At 69.1% G+C, this 21,704-nt stretch carries 15 protein-coding genes; 5 read left to right on the plus strand and 10 right to left on the minus strand.

The window, feature by feature from the left end:
- Positions 1-3: 3 nt before the first annotated feature.
- The 3 genes from ACZ4SV_RS01910 to ACZ4SV_RS01920 are packed head-to-tail and all read right to left on the minus strand — an operon-like array spanning position 4 to position 3,577.
- Positions 4-1,026: an ABC transporter permease gene (locus tag ACZ4SV_RS01910; protein WP_365878097.1), complete on the minus strand. Its 1,023-nt coding sequence runs from the start codon at positions 1,024-1,026 to the stop codon at positions 4-6.
- Entirely contained in the window at positions 1,019-1,939 is a 921-nt protein-coding gene (locus tag ACZ4SV_RS01915; RefSeq protein WP_365878099.1) for an ABC transporter permease, read from the minus strand. The genes ACZ4SV_RS01910 and ACZ4SV_RS01915 overlap by 8 nt, the downstream gene beginning before the upstream one ends.
- 6 nt (positions 1,940-1,945) lie before the next feature.
- Complete coding sequence (locus ACZ4SV_RS01920; protein ID WP_468000684.1) at positions 1,946-3,577, minus strand: peptide ABC transporter substrate-binding protein; 1,632 nt, start codon at positions 3,575-3,577, stop codon at positions 1,946-1,948.
- A 464-nt stretch (positions 3,578-4,041) separates the two neighbouring features.
- Between ACZ4SV_RS01920 and ACZ4SV_RS01925 the strand changes: the two genes are divergently transcribed.
- The 5 genes from ACZ4SV_RS01925 (at position 4,042) to ACZ4SV_RS01945 (ending at position 10,104) form a co-directional block, all read left to right on the plus strand.
- On the plus strand, positions 4,042-5,070 hold the full coding sequence (locus ACZ4SV_RS01925; protein WP_397971072.1) for an ABC transporter permease: 1,029 nt from the start codon (positions 4,042-4,044) through the stop codon (positions 5,068-5,070).
- Between the two features lie 78 nt (positions 5,071-5,148).
- A complete protein-coding gene (locus ACZ4SV_RS01930; protein ID WP_397971069.1) occupies positions 5,149-6,933 on the plus strand; it encodes an ABC transporter substrate-binding protein in 1,785 nt (594 codons plus the stop codon).
- Positions 6,934-7,017: 84 nt separating this feature from the next.
- The gene (locus tag ACZ4SV_RS01935; protein ID WP_468000687.1) at positions 7,018-7,998 is read left to right on the plus strand and encodes an ABC transporter permease; all 981 of its coding nucleotides are present in this window, start codon (positions 7,018-7,020) and stop codon (positions 7,996-7,998) included.
- 10 nt (positions 7,999-8,008) lie between these two features.
- Positions 8,009-9,034 (plus strand): ABC transporter ATP-binding protein, encoded by a 1,026-nt coding sequence (locus ACZ4SV_RS01940; RefSeq protein ID WP_397971064.1) that lies wholly within the window; start codon positions 8,009-8,011, stop codon positions 9,032-9,034.
- A 26-nt stretch (positions 9,035-9,060) separates the two neighbouring features.
- A complete protein-coding gene (locus ACZ4SV_RS01945) occupies positions 9,061-10,104 on the plus strand; it encodes an ABC transporter ATP-binding protein (protein ID WP_468000689.1) in 1,044 nt (347 codons plus the stop codon).
- Positions 10,105-10,319: 215 nt separating this feature from the next.
- Here the strand turns inward: ACZ4SV_RS01945 and ACZ4SV_RS01950 are convergent, their stop codons facing one another.
- From ACZ4SV_RS01950 to ACZ4SV_RS01980, 7 genes are all read right to left on the minus strand, one after another.
- Positions 10,320-11,441: an ABC transporter ATP-binding protein gene (locus ACZ4SV_RS01950; protein ID WP_468000691.1), complete on the minus strand. Its 1,122-nt coding sequence runs from the start codon at positions 11,439-11,441 to the stop codon at positions 10,320-10,322.
- A gap of 13 nt (positions 11,442-11,454) precedes the next feature.
- A complete protein-coding gene (locus ACZ4SV_RS01955) occupies positions 11,455-12,516 on the minus strand; it encodes an ABC transporter ATP-binding protein (protein ID WP_468000693.1) in 1,062 nt (353 codons plus the stop codon).
- Positions 12,517-12,530: 14 nt separating this feature from the next.
- Entirely contained in the window at positions 12,531-13,508 is a 978-nt protein-coding gene (locus ACZ4SV_RS01960; RefSeq protein ID WP_365875652.1) for an ABC transporter permease, read from the minus strand.
- A gap of 97 nt (positions 13,509-13,605) precedes the next feature.
- Positions 13,606-15,399 carry an ABC transporter substrate-binding protein gene (locus tag ACZ4SV_RS01965; RefSeq protein WP_365875650.1) on the minus strand — a complete coding sequence of 598 codons (1,794 nt, stop codon included), beginning with the start codon at positions 15,397-15,399 and terminating at the stop codon, positions 13,606-13,608.
- 101 nt (positions 15,400-15,500) lie between these two features.
- Complete coding sequence (locus ACZ4SV_RS01970) at positions 15,501-16,541, minus strand: ABC transporter permease (RefSeq protein ID WP_365875648.1); 1,041 nt, start codon at positions 16,539-16,541, stop codon at positions 15,501-15,503.
- A 480-nt stretch (positions 16,542-17,021) separates the two neighbouring features.
- Positions 17,022-18,929 carry a translational GTPase TypA gene (gene typA, locus ACZ4SV_RS01975; RefSeq protein WP_365875646.1) on the minus strand — a complete coding sequence of 636 codons (1,908 nt, stop codon included), beginning with the start codon at positions 18,927-18,929 and terminating at the stop codon, positions 17,022-17,024.
- Between the two features lie 174 nt (positions 18,930-19,103).
- Positions 19,104-21,422: an ABC transporter family substrate-binding protein gene (locus ACZ4SV_RS01980; protein ID WP_468000697.1), complete on the minus strand. Its 2,319-nt coding sequence runs from the start codon at positions 21,420-21,422 to the stop codon at positions 19,104-19,106.
- Positions 21,423-21,704 lie beyond the last annotated feature (282 nt).

Here is a 21,704-nt window from a genome sequence, read left to right on the forward strand (position 1 = left end):
CCATCACCTCAGCTTCGGGTCGAGGGCGTCGCGGACCGCGTCGCCGAGCATGATGAAGGCCAGCACCGTGACGGCCAGGGCACCGGAGGGCCACAGCAGGGCGTGCGGGGCGTTGCGGATGTAGGGGGAGGCGGCGGAGATGTCGATGCCCCAGGAGACGCTGGGCGGTTTGAGGCCGACGCCGAGGTAGGACAGGGTCGCCTCCAGGGCGATGTAGGTGCCGAGCGCGATGGTCGCGACGACGATGACGGGCGCCACGGCGTTCGGGGCGATGTGCCGCAGCAGGATGCGCGTGTCGGAGGCGCCGAGGGCGCGGGCGGCCTGCACGTAGTCGTTCTGCTTGACCGTGATGACCGAGCCGCGGGCGATCCGGGAGATCTGCGGCCAGCCGAGCAGCACCATGAACCCGACGACCGGCCAGATGGTGTCGGAGGACACCACGGACAGCAGGACCAGACCGCCGAGGACGACCGGGATGGCGAAGAAGATGTCGGTGGCCCGGGAGAGCACGGCGTCCCAGACGCCGCCGAAGTAGCCCGCGAGAGCGCCGAGCACCGAACCGAGCAGGGCCACCCCGAGCGTGGCGCACAGGCCGACCGTGACGGACGTGCGGGCGCCGTGGACGGTGCGGGTGTAGACGTCGCAGCCCTGGCCGTCGTAGCCGAACGGGGCACCCGGTGCCGGGCCGTCCTGGGCCTTGGCCAGGTCGCAGGCGAGCGGGCTGCCGGGGGCGATCGCCGAGGGCCACAGGGAGATCAGCACCAGGAAGCAGATGACCAGGGCGGAGAGCAGGAAGACCGGGTTGCGGCGCAGGTCCCGCCAGGCGTCGGACCACAGCGAGCGTGGCCGGCCGGCCGGTCCCGCTCCGTCGGGCGCGCCGCCGTCCGGTCCGTCCGGTGTGCCGCCGTCGGGGCCGCCCGGCGGCGGCCGCTCCAGCGTGGCGGCCTCGCTCGCGCCGAGGTCCATCGCACCGCCCATGCCGGTGCCGGCGATCGCGCCCTCGGGCTCGTGCGGCTGCTCAGGCATAGCGGATCCTCGGGTCGAGTACGGCGTACAGCAGGTCGACGAGCAGGTTGGCCACCAGGAAGACGAGGACGAGGACGGTTACGAAGCCGACGACGGTCTGGGTGTTCTGGCGCAGGATGCCCTGGTAGAGCTGGTAGCCGACGCCGTGGATGTTGAAGATCCGCTCGGTGACGATCGCGCCGCCCATCAGCGCGCCGATGTCGGTGCCGATGAAGGTGACCACCGGGATCAGCGAGTTGCGCAGCAGGTGCCGGATGACGACCCGGTGGCGGGGCAGGCCCTTGGCGACGGCCGTGCGGACGTGGTCGGACCGCTTGTTCTCCGCGATGGAGGTGCGGGTCAGCCGGGTGACGTAGGCGAGCGAGACGGAGGCGAGGACCAGGCCGGGCACGATCAGTTCCACGAAGGTGCCGCCGCGCACCGAGGGCCTGATCCACTGCCACCGGATGCCGAGCAGCAGTTGCAGCAGCAGCCCGGTGACGAAGGTCGGCACGGAGATCACCACCAGGGTGGCCAGGAGTACGGCGGTGTCCACGGGCCGGCCGCGCCGCAGTCCGGTGACGACGCCCAGCGTGACGCCGACGGCGATCTCGAACACGACGGCCACGACGGTCAGCCGGATGGTGACCGGGAACGCCGTCGCCATCAGCTCGGTGACCGGCTGCCCGTTGAAGGCCGTACCGAAGTCTCCGGTGAAGACCTTGCCCATGTAGCCGAGGTACTGCCGCCACAGCGGCTGGTCGAGGCCGAACTCCGCGCGCAGCCGGGCGGCCGTCGCCGGGTCGCAGGCCCGCTCCCCGCACAGTCCGGCCACGGGATCGCCCATCACGTTCACCATCAGGAAGATGAGCAGCGTGGCCCCGACGAACACCGGGATCATCTGCAGCAGCCGCCGCAGGACGTGGTGTCCCATGCCGGCTCAGCCGACCTTGATCTCGTTGTAGACGGGGACGCTGAAGGGGTTGAGCGCCACGTCGGAGAGCCGCTCGGAGTAGCCGGCGCTGCCGTTCTGGTACCAGAGCGGGATGGCGGCCATGGCGTCCCGGACGACCTCCTCGGCGCGCTGGAAGAGGACGACGGCCCGGGCCGGGTCCGTCTCGGCGTTGGCCCGGTCCACGAGCCGGTCGAAGCGCGGGTCGGACCACTGGCCGTCGTTGGAGGACGCGCCCGTGTAGTAGAGCGGCTGGAGGAAGTTCTGGATCAGCGGGTAGTCCATCTGCCAGCCCGCCCGGAAGGGACCGGGCATGGTGTGCCGGCCGATCTGGTTGCGAAAGTCGGCGAAGGTGCCGACCGGGTTGCCGGCGCAGGCCCGGTCGTCGCCGAGCGCGTTGTTGATGGAGTTGCAGACCGCGTCGACCCACTGCCGGTGCGAGCCGGAGTCCGCGTTGTAGGTGAGGGTGAGCCGGCCGCCCGGGATGCCGCCGCCCTCCTTGACCAGCTTTCTGGCGCCGGCGGGGTCGTAGCGGCAGGCCCGGCCGCACAGTCCGGGCGCGTAGCCGCCGGCCCGGCCGAGCACCGGGGAGGTCCAGTCGGTGGCCGGGGTCCGGGTGCCGCGGAAGATGGTGCCGGTGATCTGCGCGCGGTTGATCGCCATGGACAGGCCGGTGCGGACCTTCGCGGCGCCGGGCGTCCTCCACGCCTTGTCGTGGTAGGGGAAGGCGAGGGTCTGGATGATGCCCGCGGGCGTGTTGAGGTAGCGGTCGCCCAGGTCGGACCGGACGTTCTTCAACTGGGCGGCGGGGATGTCGTCGACGAGGTCGAGGTTGCCGGCCAGGAGGTCGGTGTAGGCGGTGTTGCCGTCGGTGTAGACGAGCAGCGTCACGCCGTCGTTGCGCGCCTTGTCCGGTCCCGGGTAGTCGGCGCGCCGGCGCAGGTACATCTGCGAGCCCTTCGTATAGGACTCGATGACGTACGGCCCGTTGCCGACCGGCTTGCCGAGCCAGGCGGCGTGGTCGGTGAAGAAGGCGCGGGGCAGCGGGGCGAAGGCGGCGTAGCCGAGGGTGTCGGGGAAGCCGGAGAACTTCTGGTTGAGCCGGACGGTGAAGGTGTGGTCGTCCAGCACCTTCAGGCCCGCCAGGGTGCCGGCGGTCTGCCGGCCGGTGGCGGGGTGGACCTTGTCGTAGCCGTCGATGTAGGCGAAGAAGTAGGCGTTCTTCTGGTTGTGGCCCAGGCTCGCCCCGTAGTTCCAGGCGTCCACGAAGGAGTGGGCGGTCACCTTCTCGCCGTTGGAGAAGGTCCAGCCGTCCTTGAGCCGGACGGTGAAGTTCCGCGAGTCCCTCGTCTCGATGGACCGCGCCAGCCAGTCCCGGGCCTCGCCGGTCCTCGGGTCGTATCTCTTCAGGCCCCGGAAGATCATGTCGAGCACCTTGCCGCCCTGCACCTCGTTGGTGTTGGCCGGCTCCAGCGGGTTCTGCGGGTCGGCCCAGGAGGAGCTGAGCACGGCGCCTCCGTTGCCGCCCGCGCCGACGCCCGCGCAGCCCGCGGCGGCGAGCGCCACCGCTGCCGCCGACGCGGCGCGGACGGCCCGGCGGACCCGTGTGCTGCCCCGCATGGCATGCCTCCTCCCTGAGCCCTGGACCGGGCACGGTCTATCGACACATACCGCGCTCAGTTTTCCCGCACCGCCCCTTTCGACGGCTTTTAGCGGGACACGTCATCCGAATGCAGGCACCGCCGTCCGCCACCAAGATGATCTTGCGCGTCGGACGCAATAGATCGACACGTAACGATGCTGAAACGTTGGATTGCGGCGCGGCGATGTACGCATTTCGACACTCCACCGTCCGCATATCGAACTTCTTGCCCGATTGGCCCCAATAGTCCGATGTGAAGCACGGATTGGTTACGGCGCGCTACCCGCGTAGCTACGGAATGATCAAGAAAGAGTAAAGAAGGTAAAGACAAAACCAAGGCGCCCGAGAATTTATTGACCTTGAATGAATTGCGTTGAAAAAGTCCGGCGTAGCCCGTAGGGGAGCGCCCTGCGGAGCCTTGACCCACAAGGCACGGAGCATCATGACCCCCGCAACCCCTTCCCCGGCCGCCCCTCTCGAGGTGACCGACGAAGAAAGCGCCGCACCGGCGAAGCCCGACACCCCCAAGGGCTCCCAGAGCCGCTCTCCGGGACGGCTGGCCTGGACCCGCTTCAAGCGGGACCGGACGGGCGTCATTTCCGCCTTCGTGGTGATCTTCTTCTTCGTGATCGGCATCCTGGCGCCGCTCATCGCCAAGCTGTACGGCAAGGACCCGTACACCACCTACGGCATGAACATCCCGGGCCTGCTGAACGAGTTCAACTACCCGATCAAGCCCAACGGCGGCATCAGCTCCGACTTCTGGCTGGGCATCGAGCCCCAGCTCGGCCGGGACGTCTTCACCTTCCTGCTCTACGGCATCCGCAACTCCCTGCTCATCGCCTCCGTGGCCGCCCTGCTGACGACCCTGATGGGCGTCGTCATCGGCATCACCGCCGGCTACCTGGGCGGCAAGACGGACTACTTCGTCGGCCGTGTGATCGACGTCCTGCTGGCGTTCCCGCAGACCCTCTTCTTCATCGCTTTCTGGCCTGTCGTGATGGCGATCCTCGTGCCGCCGGACGAGAACACCCCGGTCTGGCTGACGACCACCAGCCTCATCGTCGTGATGACCGCCTTCGGCTGGGCCTCCATGGCCCGTCTGCTGCGCGGCGAGGTCCTCGCCCTGCGCGAACGGGAGTTCGTGGAGGCGGCCAAGGTCACCGGCGCGTCCCCGGCGCGGATCATCTTCAAGGAACTGCTGCCGAACCTGTGGACGCCGATCCTCATCCAGGCGACACTCCTCCTCCCGGCCTACGTCACGGCCGAAGCGGGCCTCGCCTTCGTCGGTGTCGGTCTGTCGGATCCCACCCCCGACTGGGGCGTGATGATCCAGAACGGCGCCAAGGTGTACCAGGACGACATCACCTTCATGCTCTTCCCGGGCCTGTCCATGGTGATCTTCGTCGTCGCCTTCAACCTGCTGGGCGACTCGGTCCGCGACGCCCTGGACCCCAAGACCAAGCGCTGAGCTCCATCCCCGGCCACGGCGACGGGGCCCGGCCGGGGCTTCAGCACCACTTCGTTCCTTCACCAGAACAGGCCAGCCATGTCCTTTTCCCGCAGAAACTTCCTGATAGCCACCTCTGTCGCGGCCGCGGGCTCGACCCTGCTGTCCGCGTGCAGCAGCGGTGACGCAGGAAGCGGCGGCAACAGCCCGAGCGCCGGCGCCACGGAGTACACCGGCGCCAAGGTCACCGTCGGCACCAAGGCCGACTCCACCGGCCCGGCCCCCGAGATCCCCGGCGCCAAGGCGGGCGGCACGATCCGCGGTCTGGCCCCGGACGACTTCTCGCACCTCGACCCGCAGCGCATCTACTACGCGTACAACTCCACGGTCGCCCTGCTGCTGCACCGCTGCCTGACCGGCTACAAGATCGACGCCACCGGCAAGCAGAAGCTGGTCGGCGACCTGGCCACCGACGTCGGCACCGCCTCGGACGACAACAAGACCTGGACCTTCACGCTGAAGGAGGGTCTGAAGTGGGAGGACGGCAGCGAGCTGACCGTCGAGGACGTCCGCCACGGCTTCGAGCGCGCCTGGGCGCCGTTCATCACCGAGGGCGCCGACTACGCCCAGCGGGCGCTGACCGGCAAGGCCGGCAAGTGGCGTGACGTGTACGAGGGCCCCTACGGCGGCAAGCACCTGGACTCGATCGTCACCGACAAGGCGAAGCGGACGATCACCTTCAAGCTGGCCGAGTCCAAGCCGGACTTCAACTTCACCCTGGCCATGCACTCCTACGCCGCCGTGCCGGTGAAGCAGGACACCAAGGAGAAGTACGACAAGAAGCCCGTCGCTTCCGGTCCGTACAAGATCAAGGCCCACACCACCGACAAGTCGATGGTGCTGATCCGGAACAAGCACTGGGACCCGAAGACCGACTCGATCCGCAACGCCTACCCGGACGGCTTCGAGTTCACCTTCGGTGTCGAGACCCTGGACTCGGTCGACCGCCTCATCGCCTCCCAGGGCAACGACGCCTACGCGGTCTCCATCTACAAGGGTGTCCCGGCCGAGCGCATCCAGAAGGTCCTCAGCGACCCGGACCTGAAGAAGCGCACCTTCAACGGCCTGATCACCGGCACCTACTTCTACTGGATCAACACCAAACGGATCACCGACCTGAAGGTCCGTCAGGCCCTGATCCACGCCTGGCCGCTCCAGCAGATCCGGCAGATCTACGGCGGCCCGTCCGCCGGTGACATCGCCACGACGACCATCAGCCCCGACATCATCGGCTACCAGAAGTCCGATGTGTACGACAAGCTGAAGAAGCCGCAGGGCGACCCGGAGGCGGCCAAGAAGCTGCTGAAGGAGGCCGGCAAGCTGGGCCAGAAGGTCGTCTACGCCTTCCCGAACGACCCGACCTACAACAAGACCAAGGTCGTCATCGAGAACGCGCTCAAGGCGGCCGGCTTCAACCCGGTCATCAAGCCGATCGACTCCACGTCGTACTACGACCAGATCCAGCAGGTCGACAACAGCTACGACGTCATGTGGGGCGGCTGGTCCCCGGACTGGCCGACCGCCTACACGATGCTCCAGCCGCTGTACGACGGCGACGCCATCGGCAACGGCAAGAACAACGTGTCGCAGACCGACGTCGCCTGGATCAACGAGGGCATCAAGAAGAACGCCGTCATCGCCGACCAGGCGGAGGCCGGCAAGGCCTGGGTCGCGCTGGACCAGCGGATCATGAAGGAAGTCGCCCCGATCATCCCCGAGACGTTCACCCGGCGCTTCTACGTCTACGGCAACAAGGTCGGCGGTGCGCAGTTCGACCCGAACTTCTCCGCCACCCTGCTCTACAAGACGTTCGTCAAGGCCTGACGTACGGCCTCCTAGGCGGGGCGGCCCAGGTGCCGCCCCGCCGTCTCACCCCCCTACGGCATCCGTCAGGAAATCCCAACTGCCATGTTCCGCTTCCTCGTCCGCCGGATCCTCGGCGCCGCGGTGATTCTGCTGATCATCAGCGCCCTGGTGTTCGTCCTGTTCTACGCCGCTCCGCGCGACCCGGCCCGCATCGCCTGCGGCAAGGTCTGCACCCCGGAGACCCTGGAGTTGGTGAAGAAGAACCTGGGGATCTCCGATCCGCTCCCCATGCAGTACTGGGAATGGCTCAAGGGCCTGTTCGTGGGGCGGGACTACACCTCGTTCGGACACTGCGACGCGCCGTGCCTGGGCTACTCGTTCCAGAGCCGTGAGCCGGTCCTGGACACCATCCTGGACCGTTTCCCCACCACGGTCTCCCTGTCGCTGGGCGCCGCCGTGGTCTTCCTGATCTTCGGTGTCGGCACGGGCATGCTGGCCGCCGTCAAGCAGGGCAAGGCGCTGGACAAGATCGCCAGCTCGGCCTCGCTGATCGCGTCCTCGATGCAGATCTACGTGGTCGGTGTGTTCGCCACCTACCTCCTGGTCGACCAGTTGCACCTGCTGGACCGGGCCAGCTACACACCGTTCACCGACAACCCGGCCAAGTGGTTCTCCGGGCTGCTGGTGCCCTGGCTGGTGCTGTCGCTGATCTTCACCGCCAACTACACCCGTATGACGCGCTCCCAGATGGTCGAGTCGCTCAGCCAGGACTACGTGCGCACCGCCCGCGCCAAGGGCCTGTCCGCCCGCACGGTGTTCTTCCGGTTCGCCTGGCGCGGCGCCATGGGCCCGATCATCACCATCTTCGGCCTCGACCTCGGTGTGCTGCTCGGCGGCGCGATCATCACCGAGTCGACCTTCAGCCTCCAGGGCCTGGGCATGCTCTCGGTGAAGGCGGTCGGCACCAACGACCTGCCGATGCTGCTGGGTGTCATCCTGGTGGCCGCGGCCGCGATCGTCGTCTTCAACATCATCGTGGACGCCGTGTACGCCATGATCGACCCGCGCGTGCGCCTCGCCTAAGGAGAGACCCATGAGCACCCCCTTCCTCTCCGTCCACGACCTCAAGGTCCACTTCTCCACCGAGGACGGCGTCGTCAAGGCCGTCGACGGACTCTCCTTCGACCTGGAGAAGGGCCGGACCCTCGGCATCGTCGGCGAGTCCGGCTCGGGCAAGTCCGTCACCAACATGGCGATCCTGGGCCTGCACGACCGCCGCAACACCGCCCTCGACGGCGAGATCCTGCTCGACGGCCAGGAGCTGATCACCGCCTCCGAGAAGGAGCTGGAGCGGCTCCGCGGCAACAAGATGTCCATGATCTTCCAGGACGCGCTGGCCTCGCTGTCGCCGTACCACAGCATCGGCGCGCAGATCGGCGAGACCTACCGCAAGCACACCGGCTGCTCCAAGAAGGAGGCCCGGGTCCGCGCGATCGAGATGCTGCGCCGGGTCGGCATCCCGCAGCCCGACGTCCGGGTGGACGACTATCCGCACCAGTTCTCCGGCGGTATGCGCCAGCGCGCGATGATCGCCATGGCACTGGTCTGCGACCCCGAGCTGCTGATCGCCGACGAGCCGACCACGGCCCTCGACGTGACGGTCCAGGCGCAGATCATGGACCTGCTGAAGGACCTCCAGCAGGAGTTCGGCACCGCGATCATCTTCATCACGCACGACCTGGGCGTCATCGCGGACATCGCGGACGACGTCCTGGTGATGTACGGCGGCCGGTGCGTGGAGCGCGGCACGAAGAAGGAAGTGCTCCAGGCCCCGCAGCACCCGTACACGCTGGGACTGCTCGGGTCCATGCCGAGCCTGGACGGGCCGGTCGACGTACCGCTGTCGCCGATCCCGGGCTCGCCGCCCTCCCTGCTCAACCCGCCGACCGGCTGCCGCTTCCACCCCCGGTGCGCGTTCGCCGACCAGGTGGCCGGCGGGCGGTGCTCCGCCGAGCGGCCCGTGCTGGAGGTCGTCGACGGGCGGGCCGCCGCCTGCCATCTGACGCCGGAGCAGAAGCGCGAGTTGTTCTCCGACTACGCCGCGGCCCGCACGCACTGACGGACCTCAGACGGGACTTCACCACCATGAGCAGCACCACCCCCCTCCTGGACGTCTCCGGGCTCACCAAGCACTTCCCGATCAAGGGCGGCTTCCCGATCCGGCGGACCGTCGGCGCCGTCCAGGCCGTCGACGGCCTGGACTTCCAGGTCGCCGAGGGCGAGAGCCTGGGCCTGGTCGGCGAGTCGGGCTGCGGCAAGTCGACCACCGGCCGGCTGATCACGCGCCTGCTGGAGCCCACCGGCGGCAGGATCGCCTACCGTGGCCAGGACATCACGCATGCCGGCCGCAAGGACCTCGCGCCGATCCGCTCCGAGATCCAGATGATCTTCCAGGACCCGTACGCCTCGCTGAACCCGCGGCAGACAGTCGGAAAGATCATCTCCGGTCCGATGGAGATCAACGGCATCAACCCGCCCGGCGGCCACGAGAAGCGGGTGCGCGAGCTGCTGGAGATCGTGGGCCTGAGCCCGGAGCACTACAACCGGTTCCCGCACGAGTTCTCCGGCGGCCAGCGCCAGCGCATCGGCGTCGCCCGTGCCCTCGCGCTGGAGCCGAAGCTGATCGTCGCGGACGAGCCGGTGTCGGCCCTGGACGTCTCCATCCAGGCCCAGGTCGTCAACCTGCTCCAGAAGGTGCAGCGGGAACTGGGCATCGCGTTCGTCTTCATCGCCCACGACCTCGCGATCGTCCGGCACTTCTCGCAGCGCGTCGCCGTCATGTACCTCGGCAAGATCGTGGAGATCGCCGACCGGGACGACCTGTACGGCAACCCGCGCCACCCCTACACCCGGGCCCTGCTCTCCGCGGTGCCCGAGGCCACGGTGGACGAGGTGCCGCGCGAGCGCATCCGGCTGACCGGTGACGTGCCGTCGCCGATCAACCCGCCCTCCGGCTGCCGTTTCCGCACCCGCTGCTGGAAGGCGACCGAGAAGTGCGCGACTCAGGCGCCGCCGCTGGTGCAGGTGGAGGGCAACAAGCCGGGCCACCTCACGGCGTGCCACTACCCTGAGACGGCGGACACCGTCCCCGCTCCGCGCCTGTCCAAAGACCCCGAGGCGGCGGCCTGACACACCCCTTTCCGTCAGCCGCCCCCTGGTGGAGCGGACTTTCACCGGCCCATTGACCCGAGCCCTGAACGTCCGGTCCAGGGGACGAGGGCCCGTGCCTGCCCAGGCACGGGCCCTCTTCTGCGCTCGGCGGCGGACACGGCTCCGCCGCCGGCACCCGCAGCCGGTCAGGCGGCGGACCGGCCGGCGCGCCACGCGGCCGGGGCCTGGGCCGGTCAGTCCGGTTGCTTTTTCTCCAGGGCCGCCAGTGCCGGGTCCAGGACGATGTCCTGGTCGCGGGCCTCGATGGTGGGCTCCTCCGGGAAGTGGCAGGCCGTGAGGTGGCCGTCCCGGTTGCCGGACAGCCTGATCAGCGGGGGTTCCTCGGCCGCGCACTTCTCGGCCGCCTTCCAGCAGCGGGTGCGGAAGCGGCAGCCGGAGGGCGGGTTGATCGGGGACGGCACGTCGCCGGCGAGCCGGATGCGCTCCCGTCCGGTCGCCTCCCCCTCCGTCAGGGTCACCTCGGGGACGGCGGAGAGCAGGGCGTGGGTGTACGGGTGGCGCGGCCGGGTGTAGATGGAGTCGCGGTCGCCCACCTCGATGATCTTGCCGAGGTACATGACGGCGACGCGCTGGGAGAAGTGCCGGACGATCGCGAGGTCGTGGGCGATGAAGACGAACGCGATGCCCAGTTCCCGCTGCACCTTCTGGAGCAGGTTGACGACCTGGGCCTGGATGGAGACGTCCAGGGCCGACACCGGTTCGTCCGCGACGATCAGCTTCGGCTGCAGGGCCAACGCCCTTGCCACGCCGATGCGCTGGCGCTGGCCGCCGGAGAACTCGTGCGGGAACCGGTTGTAGTGCTCCGGGTTCAGACCGACGGTCTCCAGCAGCTCGCGCACCCGCTTCTCCCGGCCCCCGGGCGGGCTGATGCCGTTGATCTCCATCGGACCGGAGATGATCTTGCCGACCGTCTGCCGCGGGTTGAGCGACGAGTACGGGTCCTGGAAGATCATCTGGATCTCGGAGCGGATGGGAGCGAGATCCCGGCGGGAGGCGTGGCTGATGTCCCGGCCGCGGTAGGTGATCGTGCCGCCTGTCGGCTCCAGCAGCCGGGTGACCAGCCGGCCGGTGGTCGACTTGCCGCAGCCCGACTCGCCGACCAGGCCGAAGCTCTCGGCCTCGCCGACCTCGAAGTCCAGGCCGTCGACGGCCTGGACGGCGCCGACGGTCCGCCGGATCGGGAAGCCGCCCTTGACCGGGAAGTGCTTGACCAGCCCGGAGACCTTCAGCAGCGGCTCCGGGCGGGTGGTGTCGCCGGCCTCGCGGGCGGCGGGGAGGACGAGGTCCTCTGTCATGACGGTGGTCCTCCTAGCCCAGACCGGGCCTGATCTCTTCGGCGAAGATGGTGCGTTTCTGCTCGGCGTCGAGGTGGCACGCCGAGGAACGGCCCCCGGCCAGCGCGGGCCGCTCGGTGACGCAGCGGTCGCCCCCGACCCGGTCCCGGAAGGTGCACCGGGGATGGAAGCGGCAGCCGGCCGGCGGATGGAGCATGCTCGGCGGTGTACCGGGGATGGGTGAGAGCGGGGTGCCGAGGTCGGAGTCCAGCCGGGGCATGGAGTTCAGCAGGCCCCAGGTGTACGGGTGCCGCGGCGAGCGGAGGACCTCGTCGACCGTGCCGCGCTCCACCGCGCGGCCCGCGTACATGACCATGATGTCGTCGGCCATGTCGGCGATGACACCGAGGTCGTGGGTGATGAAGACGATCGCGGTGCCGAACTCCCGCTGGAGGTCCTTGAGCAGGTCCAGGATCTGGGCCTGCACGGTCACGTCCAGCGCGGTGGTCGGTTCGTCGGCGATCAGCAGGTCCGGGGTGCACACCAGCGCCATGGCGATCATCGCGCGCTGGCGCATACCGCCGGAGAACTGGTGCGGGTAGTCCCGCGCGCGCTCGGCGGGGTTGGGGATGCCGACCTTGCCGAGCATCTCCACGGCCCGCTCCCAGGCGGCCTTCTTCGAGGCGCCCGTGTGCTTCCGGTAGGGCTCGGCGATCTGCCGGCCGATGCTGTAGAAGGGCGACAGCGCGGTGAGCGGGTCCTGGAAGATCATCGCCACCCGGTTGCCGCGCAGCCGTTCCAGTTCCTTCTCGGTGGCGGTGACGAGTTCCCTGCCGTCGAAGACGATCTCCCCGTCGACCGTCGTGAACAGCGGGTCGTGCAGCCCGAGGATCGTCAGGTTGGTGACCGACTTGCCCGAACCGGACTCGCCCACGATGCCGAGCGTCCGGCCGCGGTGCAGGTCGAAGGAGAGCCCGTCGACGGCCCTGACCGGGCCGTCCTCGGTGGAGAACGTCACCTGGAGATCGCGCACCGAGAGGAATCCGTCCGGCCCGGCCGGGGCCGGTGCGCCCGCCGCCTTGGTCACTGTGGTCACGATGGCTGGTCTTCCTAGGAGAGCCGGATGCGCGGGTCGATCCACGCGTAGGTGATGTCGGTCAGGATGTTGATGAGCAGGATGAAGAAGGCGCCGAAGAGCATGACCCCCATCGTCAGCGGCAGGTCCTTGTTGACCGCGCCGTCCACGGCGAGCCGGCCGATCCCCTGGAGGGAGAAGGTGAGTTCGGTGACGACGGCGCCGCCCAGCATGGAGCTGACGTCGATGCCGAGCACGGTGACGATCGGGATGAGCGAGCCGCGCCAGGCGTAGCGCAGGAAGACGTACCCGCGTGACATGCCCTTGGCCCGGGCGGTGCGCACATGGTCCTCGGCGAGCTGCTCGATCATCGACGAGCGCGCCATACGGGTGTACTGCGCGGTGAAGATCGTCGCCATCACGCAGACCGGGATCGACATGCCGGTGAACCAGCCGACCGGGTCCTGGGTGAAGGGCACGTACCGGGGGTCCTCCATCCAGCCGGTGCTGTAGACGAGGACCGTCAGCACGACCGGGCCGAGGAAGTAGATCTGGAAGGAGCTGAGCACCATGGAGGTGCCGGTGGCGACCTTGTCCACCAGTGTCCCGCGCCGGTAGGCGGCGATCATGCCGGCGCCGACGCCGACGAGGAGGAAGACGATCGCGCCGCCCGCGGTCAGGGTGAGGGTCAGCGGGAACCGGTCCATGATCGTGCTCCAGACCATGTCCCCGGAGTAGAACGACACGCCCAGGCAGGGTGCCGAACAGTGACCGGCCGGGAAGTCGCGGCCCGTCACGACACCGGACATGAAGTCCCAGAACTGCTGGGCGAGGGGCAGGTTGAGCCCCAGGGCCTCCCGGATGTCCGCCAGCCGCTGGGGCGAGCAGTCCTTGCCGCAGGCCAGGGAGGCGTAGTCGGAGGGTGCGGCCACGAAGAGGAAGAAGGTCGCCGCTCCGATGAGGAAGAGCGTGACGAAGGCGCCTACCGTGCGCCGGAGGATGAACTGAAGCATGGCGGGCTGGCTGCTCTCTGCACAGACGGTGGGGAGGGACGCGCTCGGAGGCGGGGGCGCGCTCGCTTCGCAGCGCGCCCCCGTCATCGGCCGAGGATCACGACTTCAGGTACAGCCGGTTGATGTCGATGAGGCTGGAGACCGTGCCGTAGCGGGCACCGCCGACGTTGCCGCCGGAGATCTGGAACTGCTTCGTGTACCACAGCGGAGCCGCCGGGATGACGTTCTCCAGCAGGTAGTGGTGGGCTTCCTTCCAGGTCTTGGCGGCCTCGGCCGGCGCCTGCGTCACCGCCTTCTTGATGAGGGCGTCGACCTTCGGGTCCTTGACGTGGGAGTAGTTCGCGGAGCCGTCGGTGACCTGCGAGCCGTCGTAGATCGGCGTGACGACCGTGCCCGGGGACGGCCAGTCCTGGCCCCAGCCGCTGATGTAGAGGTCGAACGGGTTGTCCAGCTTGCCGATCTGCTCGTAGTAGCTCGCCGCGTCGACCTCCTTGGCGACGACGTCGAAGCCGGCCTTGCTCAGCGCGTCCTCGATGGCGACCTTGCGCCGCTGGCCCTGCTCGCTGTTGGCGTAGGCGAAGACGAGCTTCTTCTCGGCGGCCGGGACACCCTTGAGGATCTCCTTGGCCTTGGCGATGTTGCCCTGCGGGGTCTTCAGACGGCCGTAGGGGTCGTAGCCCGCCTCGTAGCCCGGCAGCGTCGGCGCGAAGAGGTTGGGCGCGACGTCACCGCCGTAGGCGCCGCCCTCGCCGGCGATCAGCGACTTGGAGTTGACCGCGTAGGTGACGGCCTCGCGGACCTTCTTGTCCTTGACCCGGTCGAGGTTGAAGGTCAGCGCCATGACGTACGGCTGGTAGCCCTTGACCGTGCGCTTGCTGGCGTCCGGGTCGTTGATGACGTCCTGGATCTGGGTGGCGTCGACACCGCCGGTGAGCTGGATGGCGTTCTTGTTGTCGCCCTCGTCCGCGATCAGGCGCTTGGTCTGGGTGGACTCGGTGACGCCGAACTGGAAGGTGAAGCCGTTGACGTACTGGTGGCGCACGGCGTCGGTCTTCGGGTCCCAGTTGCCGTTCTTCACCAGCTTCAGGGTCTTGCCGACCTTGTTCTCGGCGATCTTGTACGGTCCGGTGGCGACCGGCTTCTTCTCGTACCGCTCCTTGGTGTCGCCCTTGGCCGGGACCAGGGCGTAGCCGGCCATGGCGAGCGTCTGCGGCAGGTCCGGGCGCGGCTGGTCGAAGTGGAAGACGACCGTCTTGGCGTCCGGGGTGTCCAGGACCGAGGCCGGCAGGTGCTTGCCGTCGAAGCCGCCGCCGGGCAGGGCCTTGCGGTAGTCGGCGCCGCTCAGCCAGGTCTGCAGATAGGTCGGGCCGTCGAAGATGAACTTCGCGTACTGGCGCTCGACGGTGTGCCGCACGTCGGCCGAGGTGATCGGGTGGCCGGCCTCGTCCTTGATGCCGTCCTTCAGGGTGAAGGTCCAGGTCCTGCCGCCGTCGGTGGGCTTGCCGGAGTCGGTGGCGAGGTCGCCGACGACCGACACGTCGCCCTTGTCGTCCTCCTGGAACTGGGTCAGCCGGCGGAAGAGCAGGTTGGCGACCTGGCCGGAGTCGGAGACGTAGATCTGGCCGGGGTCCAGGTGGGACAGGCCGGCCTCCTGGTACACGGTGATCGTGCCGCCGGGTTTGGCGCCCGGCACCTCCTTGGCGGGGCCGGTCGAGCCCGCGGCGTCGACGTAGGTGACCGCCTTCGACTGGACCGCCGCTTCCTTCTGGTCCTTCTTGGAGTCCTTGCCGGACGTGCCGCCCTCGTTCTTCGAGCAGGCCGTGAGAGCGAGGGAGCCGGCCGCGAGGGCGACCACGACGGCACGCGTTCTGCGGGCGCGATGAGAGATCATGTGGCGAATCCACCTACCTGTGGTTGTTGTCCGTGAGATCTGCCGGGCGCCGGCCGGGCGGGCCGGCGGGGGCGGCAGCCACCCCCCACCCAACGGACGAGCTAGCGCCCGGACTTGGGGTCGAACGCGTCCCGTACCGAGTCCCCGAGGAGGTTGAAGCACAGGACGAAGATCACCAGTGCCACACCGGGGAAGAACATGAACGCCGGGTCCTGTTCGGCGTACCGGGCGCCGGCGGCGAAGAGGCGCCCCCAGTCGGGCGTCGGCTCGACGAACCCGACGCCCGCGAAGGACAGGAAGGCGATGCTGAGGATCGTGCTGGGCAGTTGGTACGTGAACTGCACCAGGATCGGGGTGACGACGTTGGGCAGGATCTCCTTGCGCACGATCCGCCACGGCGAGGCCCCGGAGACCCGGGCGGCCTCCACGAACTCCCGCTCACGCAGGGACAGTACGGTCGACCGCACCAGGCGGGCCATGCCCATCCAGCCCAGCAGCCACAGCACGATCAGCATGGCCACGGCGCGGAAGTAGGTCGGCGTCTCCTCGCGCGGGTTCACGAAGAACGACGTCACGACGGGCATGAACGCGATGAAGAACAACTGCTGCGGGAAGGACAGGAAGAAGTCGGTGCCGCGGCCGATCCAGTAGTCCGTACGACCGCCGAAGTACCCCCCGATCAGCCCGATCACGACACCGGTGAACATGATGAGGACGGTGATGCCGAGCGCCATGTACAGCGAGGTGCGCATCCCGTACAGCAGCATGGCGTAGAGATCACGGCCGTACTGCGGTTCGACGCCGAACCAGTGGGCGCCCGAGACGCCTCCCAAGTAGCCGAGCGGAAGCCCGAATTCGTCGAGCAGCGGCTTGTCGGCGTAGGTCGGGTCCTGGCCGTACAGGGTGTACGGATCGGTCCCCGGCAGCTTCGCGAGCAACGGCGCGAGCAGCGCGACAACGAAGTAGCCGATCACCACCACGGCGCAGATGACGCCGGTGCGGTCGCGCCGGAAGCGCAGCCACATCAGCTGGCCGGGAGACCGGCCAGCGAGTTCGACGGCGTCGCCCTTCGCGGCCGGCTCTGGTGCGCCGCCGACGACGACCGACGCCCCGCCGCCCTCCAGATCGATAGGACTCGTCACGGTTCGTCCGTTTCACAGGATAAGTAGGAGAGGCGCCCAGGTACTCCGAGAACGCGCGTGACCGCAGTCGGACGCGCGTAGTTACCGGGGTTTCCCTCCTCATGACTTCACGTGTTCACCGACAGAGGGGGTTTCCGTCCACCCTCCGACACCCCTGACGGAGGGTCGGACACCCCCTGGTGCTCGTGAGTCGGGCGCTGTCCCCACAGCGCGAGACCCATTGACCCGAGCGTTACGCGGCTAACTATCTGCCATGGGTCGACCACCGACCACTGCCCGTAGATCTCAATTCAGTCACAGATCATGGCTACGGCTTCCAAAATCTGGACAAAGTGTTCAGTAGAAGAAGGCGCGAAACGGACTTGTTACATGGCTATCGGGCAGTGATCTCCGCATGCCGGACATACGGCCGGAGAAAACGGGTTGCAAAAAGCCCGGGTGCCCCCACCATGGGGACACCCGGGCTCAAGTGCCGGGAGATCAGCCGTGCTTGGCGCGGCTCGCGGCCCGGGCGCGGTTGCGCTGGTCCAGCACGACCTTGCGGATGCGAACGGCCTCCGGGGTCACCTCGACGCACTCGTCGTCGCGGCAGAACTCCAGCGACTGCTCCAGCGACAGCTTGCGCGGCGGCACGATCGACTCGGTCACATCGGCCGTCGAGGACCGCATGTTGGTGAGCTTCTTCTCCTTGGTGATGTTGACGTCCATGTCGTCGGCACGGGAGTTCTCACCGACGATCATGCCCTCGTACACCTCGGTGCCGGGCTCCACGAAGAGCACGCCGCGCTCCTGGAGGTTCGTCATCGCGAACGCGGTGACCGTGCCGGAGCGGTCGGCGACCAGCGAACCGTTGTTCCGGGTCTGGAGGGTGCCGAACCAGGGCTCGTGGCCCTCGTGGATGGAGTGGGCGATGCCCGTGCCGCGGGTCTGGGTCAGGAACTCGGTGCGGAAGCCGATCAGGCCACGGGACGGCACGACGAACTCCAGGCGGACCCAGCCGGAGCCGTGGTTCGACATGTTGTCCATGCGGCCCTTGCGGACGCCCATGAGTTGCGTGACCGCGCCCATGTGCTCCTCGGGCACGTCGATCGTCATGCGCTCGACCGGCTCGTGGACCTTGCCGTCGATCTCCCGGGTGACGACCTGCGGCTTGCCGACCGTCAGCTCGTACCCTTCCCGGCGCATGGTCTCGACCAGGATGGCGAGCGCCAGCTCACCACGGCCCTGCACCTCCCAGGCGTCCGGCCGCTCGGTGTCGAGCACGCGCAGCGAGACGTTGCCGATCAGCTCGCGGTCCAGACGGTCCTTGACCTGGCGGGCGGTGACCTTGCGGTCCTTGACGGCCGCCTTGTTGTCGGCGCCCTTGCCGGTGCCGCCCCGGCCGACCAGCGGCGAGGTGTTCGTGCCGATCACCATGGAGATCGCGGGCTCGTCCACCGTGATCAGCGGCAGCGCGATCGGGTTCTCCGGGTCGGCCAGGGTCTCGCCGATCATGATCTCCGGGATGCCGGCGACCGCGCAGATGTCACCCGGGCCGGCCTTCTCGGCGGGCTTGCGGGTGAGCGCCTCGGTCATCATCAGCTCGGAGATCCGCACGCTCTGCACGGTGCCGTCGCGCTTGATCCAGGCCACGGTCTGGCCCTTGCGCAGCTCGCCCTGCTCCACGCGGAGCAGCGCGATGCGGCCGAGGAAGTTGTCCGCGTCGAGGTTGGTGACGTGGGCCTGGAGCGGCGCCTCTTCGTCGTAGGTCGGGGCCGGGATGTGCTCCAGGATCGTGGAGAAGAACGGCTCCAGGCTGGTGGAGTCGGCCGGCACCGTGCCGTTGTCCGGCTTGGTGAGCGAGGCGACGCCGTCCCGGCCGCAGGCGTAGACGATCGGGAACTCGATCTGCTCCTCGTCCGCGTCCAGGTCGAGGAAGAGGTCGTAGGTCTCGTTGACGACCTCGTCGATCCGGGCGTCCGGACGGTCGGTCTTGTTGATACACAGGATGACGGGCAGACGGGCCTGGAGCGCCTTGCGCAGCACGAAGCGCGTCTGCGGCAGCGGGCCCTCGGAGGCGTCCACGAGCAGGACGACGCCGTCGACCATCGACAGACCGCGCTCGACCTCGCCGCCGAAGTCGGCGTGGCCGGGGGTGTCGATGATGTTGATCGTGATGGGCTCCCCGCCGTCCTTCGGGTGGTACTTCACCGCCGTGTTCTTGGCGAGGATCGTGATGCCCTTCTCACGCTCCAGGTCGTTGGAGTCCATCATGCGGTCGTCGACCGAGTCGAGCTGATGGGCGGCGAACGCGCCGGCCTGCTTCAGCATGCCGTCGACGATGGTGGTCTTGCCGTGGTCGACGTGGGCGACGATGGCGACGTTGCGGATGTCGTGGCGCGTGGCCATATTGTGGCGTACTCCCGGAGTGTGCGGACTGCCCTGCGCGTACGTCCGTGTCGCGCGGGCCCTGCCGGGCTGGACACGCCACGGCCTCACCCCATGGTACGTGGCTGCGGCCGCGGAGGCTCGGCGGGCCGTCCCGGGGCCCCGGACGGGACCCCGGGAGCCTCTCCCGGGACCTCAGCCCTTGGCCGGAGCGGGCGAGATCTTCGCGCCCTTCTTCAGGTAGCCCATGTCCTCGTAGACCGGGGTCTGGAAGCCGAACGCACCGGCGTTGACCAGGTTTCCGCGCGCCCCGACGAGCTGCGGCCGCTGGTAGAGCGGGATCGATCCGGCGGCGGCCCAGATGCGCGAGTCGGCCTTGCGGATCAGGTCGCGCGCCGCGTCCTCGTCCAGCGTGGTCGCGGCCTCGTCGAAGAGCTGGTCGACCTGGTCGGTGCCGACCCGGGTGTAGTTCTGCTCGACGTTCACCGAGCCGTCCGCCGCCGGGACCGGCTTGGCGTAGATGGGCCGGGCGTCCGTCGCGGGGAAGGCGGAGGCGGGCCAGGAGTACAGGGCGAGGTCGTAGTCGCCGGCGGCGATGTGGTCCTTGAAGTAGCTCTCGTCCGAGACCTTGGTGACCGTCGTGCGGATGCCGACCTGCTCCAGCATCGCGGAGATCCGCTCGGCGACCGTGTTCAGGGTGTCCGAGCCGGGGCCGGAGGGCAGCACGAAGCGCAGCGCGAGCGGCTTGCCGTCCTTGGCGAGCGGCCCGGCGGGCGCGGCGGCCGGGGCGGCGGTGCCCTTCGGCGCGTACGCGCCGGGCGCGCCGCCGTGCCTGCCCTCCTGCGCGAGGTGCTGGTCGGTGGGCTCGCGCTGGTCGGACTCGCGGTGCTTGCCCTTGCCGTCGCCGTCCGCGCCGCCCGGGTTCTTGTCGTCCTCCCCGACGATGTACTCGCCGTCGTCGCCGCCGTCGGACACCTCCTCGCGGCGGTTCTCGGAACCCGCCGCCTTCTCGGTCTTCTTCTGCTCCTTCAGCGGGCCGCCGCGCACCCAGCCGGCGTCGGCGAGCAGCGCCTGGGCCTCCTTGGCGTCCGGGGCGCCGAGCGCGCCGCTGCCGTCGGCGTAGGCGGCCTGCCCGGACAGCGCGAGGTGGCTGCCGACCGGGACGGCGGGCAGACCGAACGGGGTGAGCACCAGCCGGGCCAGCTCCGCGCGGTCCACGGCGCGGGCCACGGCCCGGCGGACCCGTTCGTCGGCGAGCGGACCGGCGGAGCCGTTCAGGGCGAGCTGGGTGTAGACGGGCTCCAGCGACTTGCGGACCTCCACGCCCCGCAGCACCTGCTGCTGCTCCAGGTACCGGGTGATGGCCTCGCCCAGCTTCTCCTCGCCGGCGTGCGCCGCCTTGGTGCCGAGGTGGTGGGCGAGCGCCCAGTCGCGCAGCTTCTTCACCGAGGTCCGGCCGCCGCCCTGGAGCGGGGTGCCGGTGCCCTTGGTCCGGTGGGCGAGGCCGATCCGCTGGACGTCCAGCGCGTCGATCTCGGCCAGGTCCGCGCTGCCGTCGGCGAGCGCGACGGCCCGCTTGCCGTGCGAGACGGTGTGCAGCACGATCGTGTCCAGCTTGGCCGGCCTGCCCCACCAGCGCGCGTTGCGGGTGAGCACGACGTCCTTCTTGGCGGTGTCGACCTTCTCGACCTTGAAGGGCCCGGCGGTGACCTTCAGCTTGCGGCGGGCGCCGTCGTTGAAGGCGTCCGGGGTGCCCATGACGTCCTTCGGGTACAGCGGTGAGAACAGCGACTTCCAGTCGGCGTAGGGGCGGGAGAAGGTGACCCGGACCTGGAGGTCGTTGTCGCCGCGCTCGATCGCGGCGATGCGGTCGTAGCCGGCGTTGCGGGCGGTCCAGTAGGCGCTGTTGCGGCCGGACAGGGCACGCCACTGGGCGACGAAGTCGGCGGCACCGATCTCCCGGCCGTCGCTCCACACGGCCTGCTGGTTCAGCTTGTACAGCACGACCTGGCGCGGCTCGGTCTCGATGACCTTGGCCGATTCCAGATAGGCGGGATTGGCCACCGGGCGGCCGGTCGCGTCGAGCCGGAACATCGAGGGCAGCACGGCCTGGGCGACGCGGCTGGTGCCGGCGTCGGCGTCGGCCTGGAAGGTGTTCAGCGTCTCCGGTACGGCGTCCATGGCCCAGCGCAGCGTCCCGCCCTCGGCGACCAGGTCCCGGGCGACCGGGGCGATGTCCTGCGGCGCGAGCGGGGTGCCGGCCTGGTCGTCGTCACCGCAGCCGGCGAGCAGCGGGACCGCCAGCGCGCCGGCGGTGAGGAAGGTGACCGCGCGCCGCACGCTCCGCCGCACCGGCCGGGGCGGGCCGGTGCGGCGGGACGTGCCGTCGTCCGGCCGTGGGGGCGTCATGGCCGGTCGCGCCCCGCGGCCGAGCCGCTCGCCGAGGCCGTCTCGCGCCCCGTCGGGACGCTGCCCCGCTGCGGCCGAGTGGGGGCCGACGCCTTCGTAGGACATCTCTGCTACCTCCGGGGAGCCACGGGCCGTATGCTCACATTTGTCGGTTATATGGAGCTGATCACTTTTGGCGGTATATGGAGCTGATCAGATCTATGCGGCCACTGAAGAGGAAAGGATCCGGCAACGGTGGGCGACACGGCGGCGACAACCGGTAAGCCCACCCGTGCGGCGCAACGCGGCCGGGCCGTGCACCCGTACGCCCCCGGCCAATCGCGGCACATCCCTTCACACAGGCAGGCGTGAGGCGCAACACTCCAAGGCGCATGAACGTTGCCGCCC

It is taken from the genome of Streptomyces sp. NPDC027672 (assembly GCF_055566335.1).

Excerpts from the sequence above, each read along its gene's own strand:
- ACZ4SV_RS01910 (WP_365878097.1), bottom strand. The coding sequence starts at position 1,026 with ATGCCTGAGCAGCCGCACGAGCCCGAGGGCGCGATCGCCGGCACCGGC.
- ACZ4SV_RS01915 (WP_365878099.1), bottom strand. The coding sequence starts at position 1,939 with ATGGGACACCACGTCCTGCGGCGGCTGCTGCAGATGATCCCGGTGTTC.
- ACZ4SV_RS01920 (WP_468000684.1), bottom strand. The coding sequence starts at position 3,577 with ATGCGGGGCAGCACACGGGTCCGCCGGGCCGTCCGCGCCGCGTCGGCG.
- ACZ4SV_RS01925 (WP_397971072.1), top strand. The coding sequence starts at position 4,042 with ATGACCCCCGCAACCCCTTCCCCGGCCGCCCCTCTCGAGGTGACCGAC.
- ACZ4SV_RS01930 (WP_397971069.1), top strand. The coding sequence starts at position 5,149 with ATGTCCTTTTCCCGCAGAAACTTCCTGATAGCCACCTCTGTCGCGGCC.
- ACZ4SV_RS01935 (WP_468000687.1), top strand. The coding sequence starts at position 7,018 with ATGTTCCGCTTCCTCGTCCGCCGGATCCTCGGCGCCGCGGTGATTCTG.
- ACZ4SV_RS01940 (WP_397971064.1), top strand. The coding sequence starts at position 8,009 with ATGAGCACCCCCTTCCTCTCCGTCCACGACCTCAAGGTCCACTTCTCC.
- ACZ4SV_RS01945 (WP_468000689.1), top strand. The coding sequence starts at position 9,061 with ATGAGCAGCACCACCCCCCTCCTGGACGTCTCCGGGCTCACCAAGCAC.
- ACZ4SV_RS01950 (WP_468000691.1), bottom strand. The coding sequence starts at position 11,441 with ATGACAGAGGACCTCGTCCTCCCCGCCGCCCGCGAGGCCGGCGACACC.
- ACZ4SV_RS01960 (WP_365875652.1), bottom strand. The coding sequence starts at position 13,508 with ATGCTTCAGTTCATCCTCCGGCGCACGGTAGGCGCCTTCGTCACGCTC.
- ACZ4SV_RS01965 (WP_365875650.1), bottom strand. The coding sequence starts at position 15,399 with ATGATCTCTCATCGCGCCCGCAGAACGCGTGCCGTCGTGGTCGCCCTC.
- typA (WP_365875646.1), bottom strand. The coding sequence starts at position 18,929 with ATGGCCACGCGCCACGACATCCGCAACGTCGCCATCGTCGCCCACGTC.
- ACZ4SV_RS01980 (WP_468000697.1), bottom strand. The coding sequence starts at position 21,422 with ATGTCCTACGAAGGCGTCGGCCCCCACTCGGCCGCAGCGGGGCAGCGT.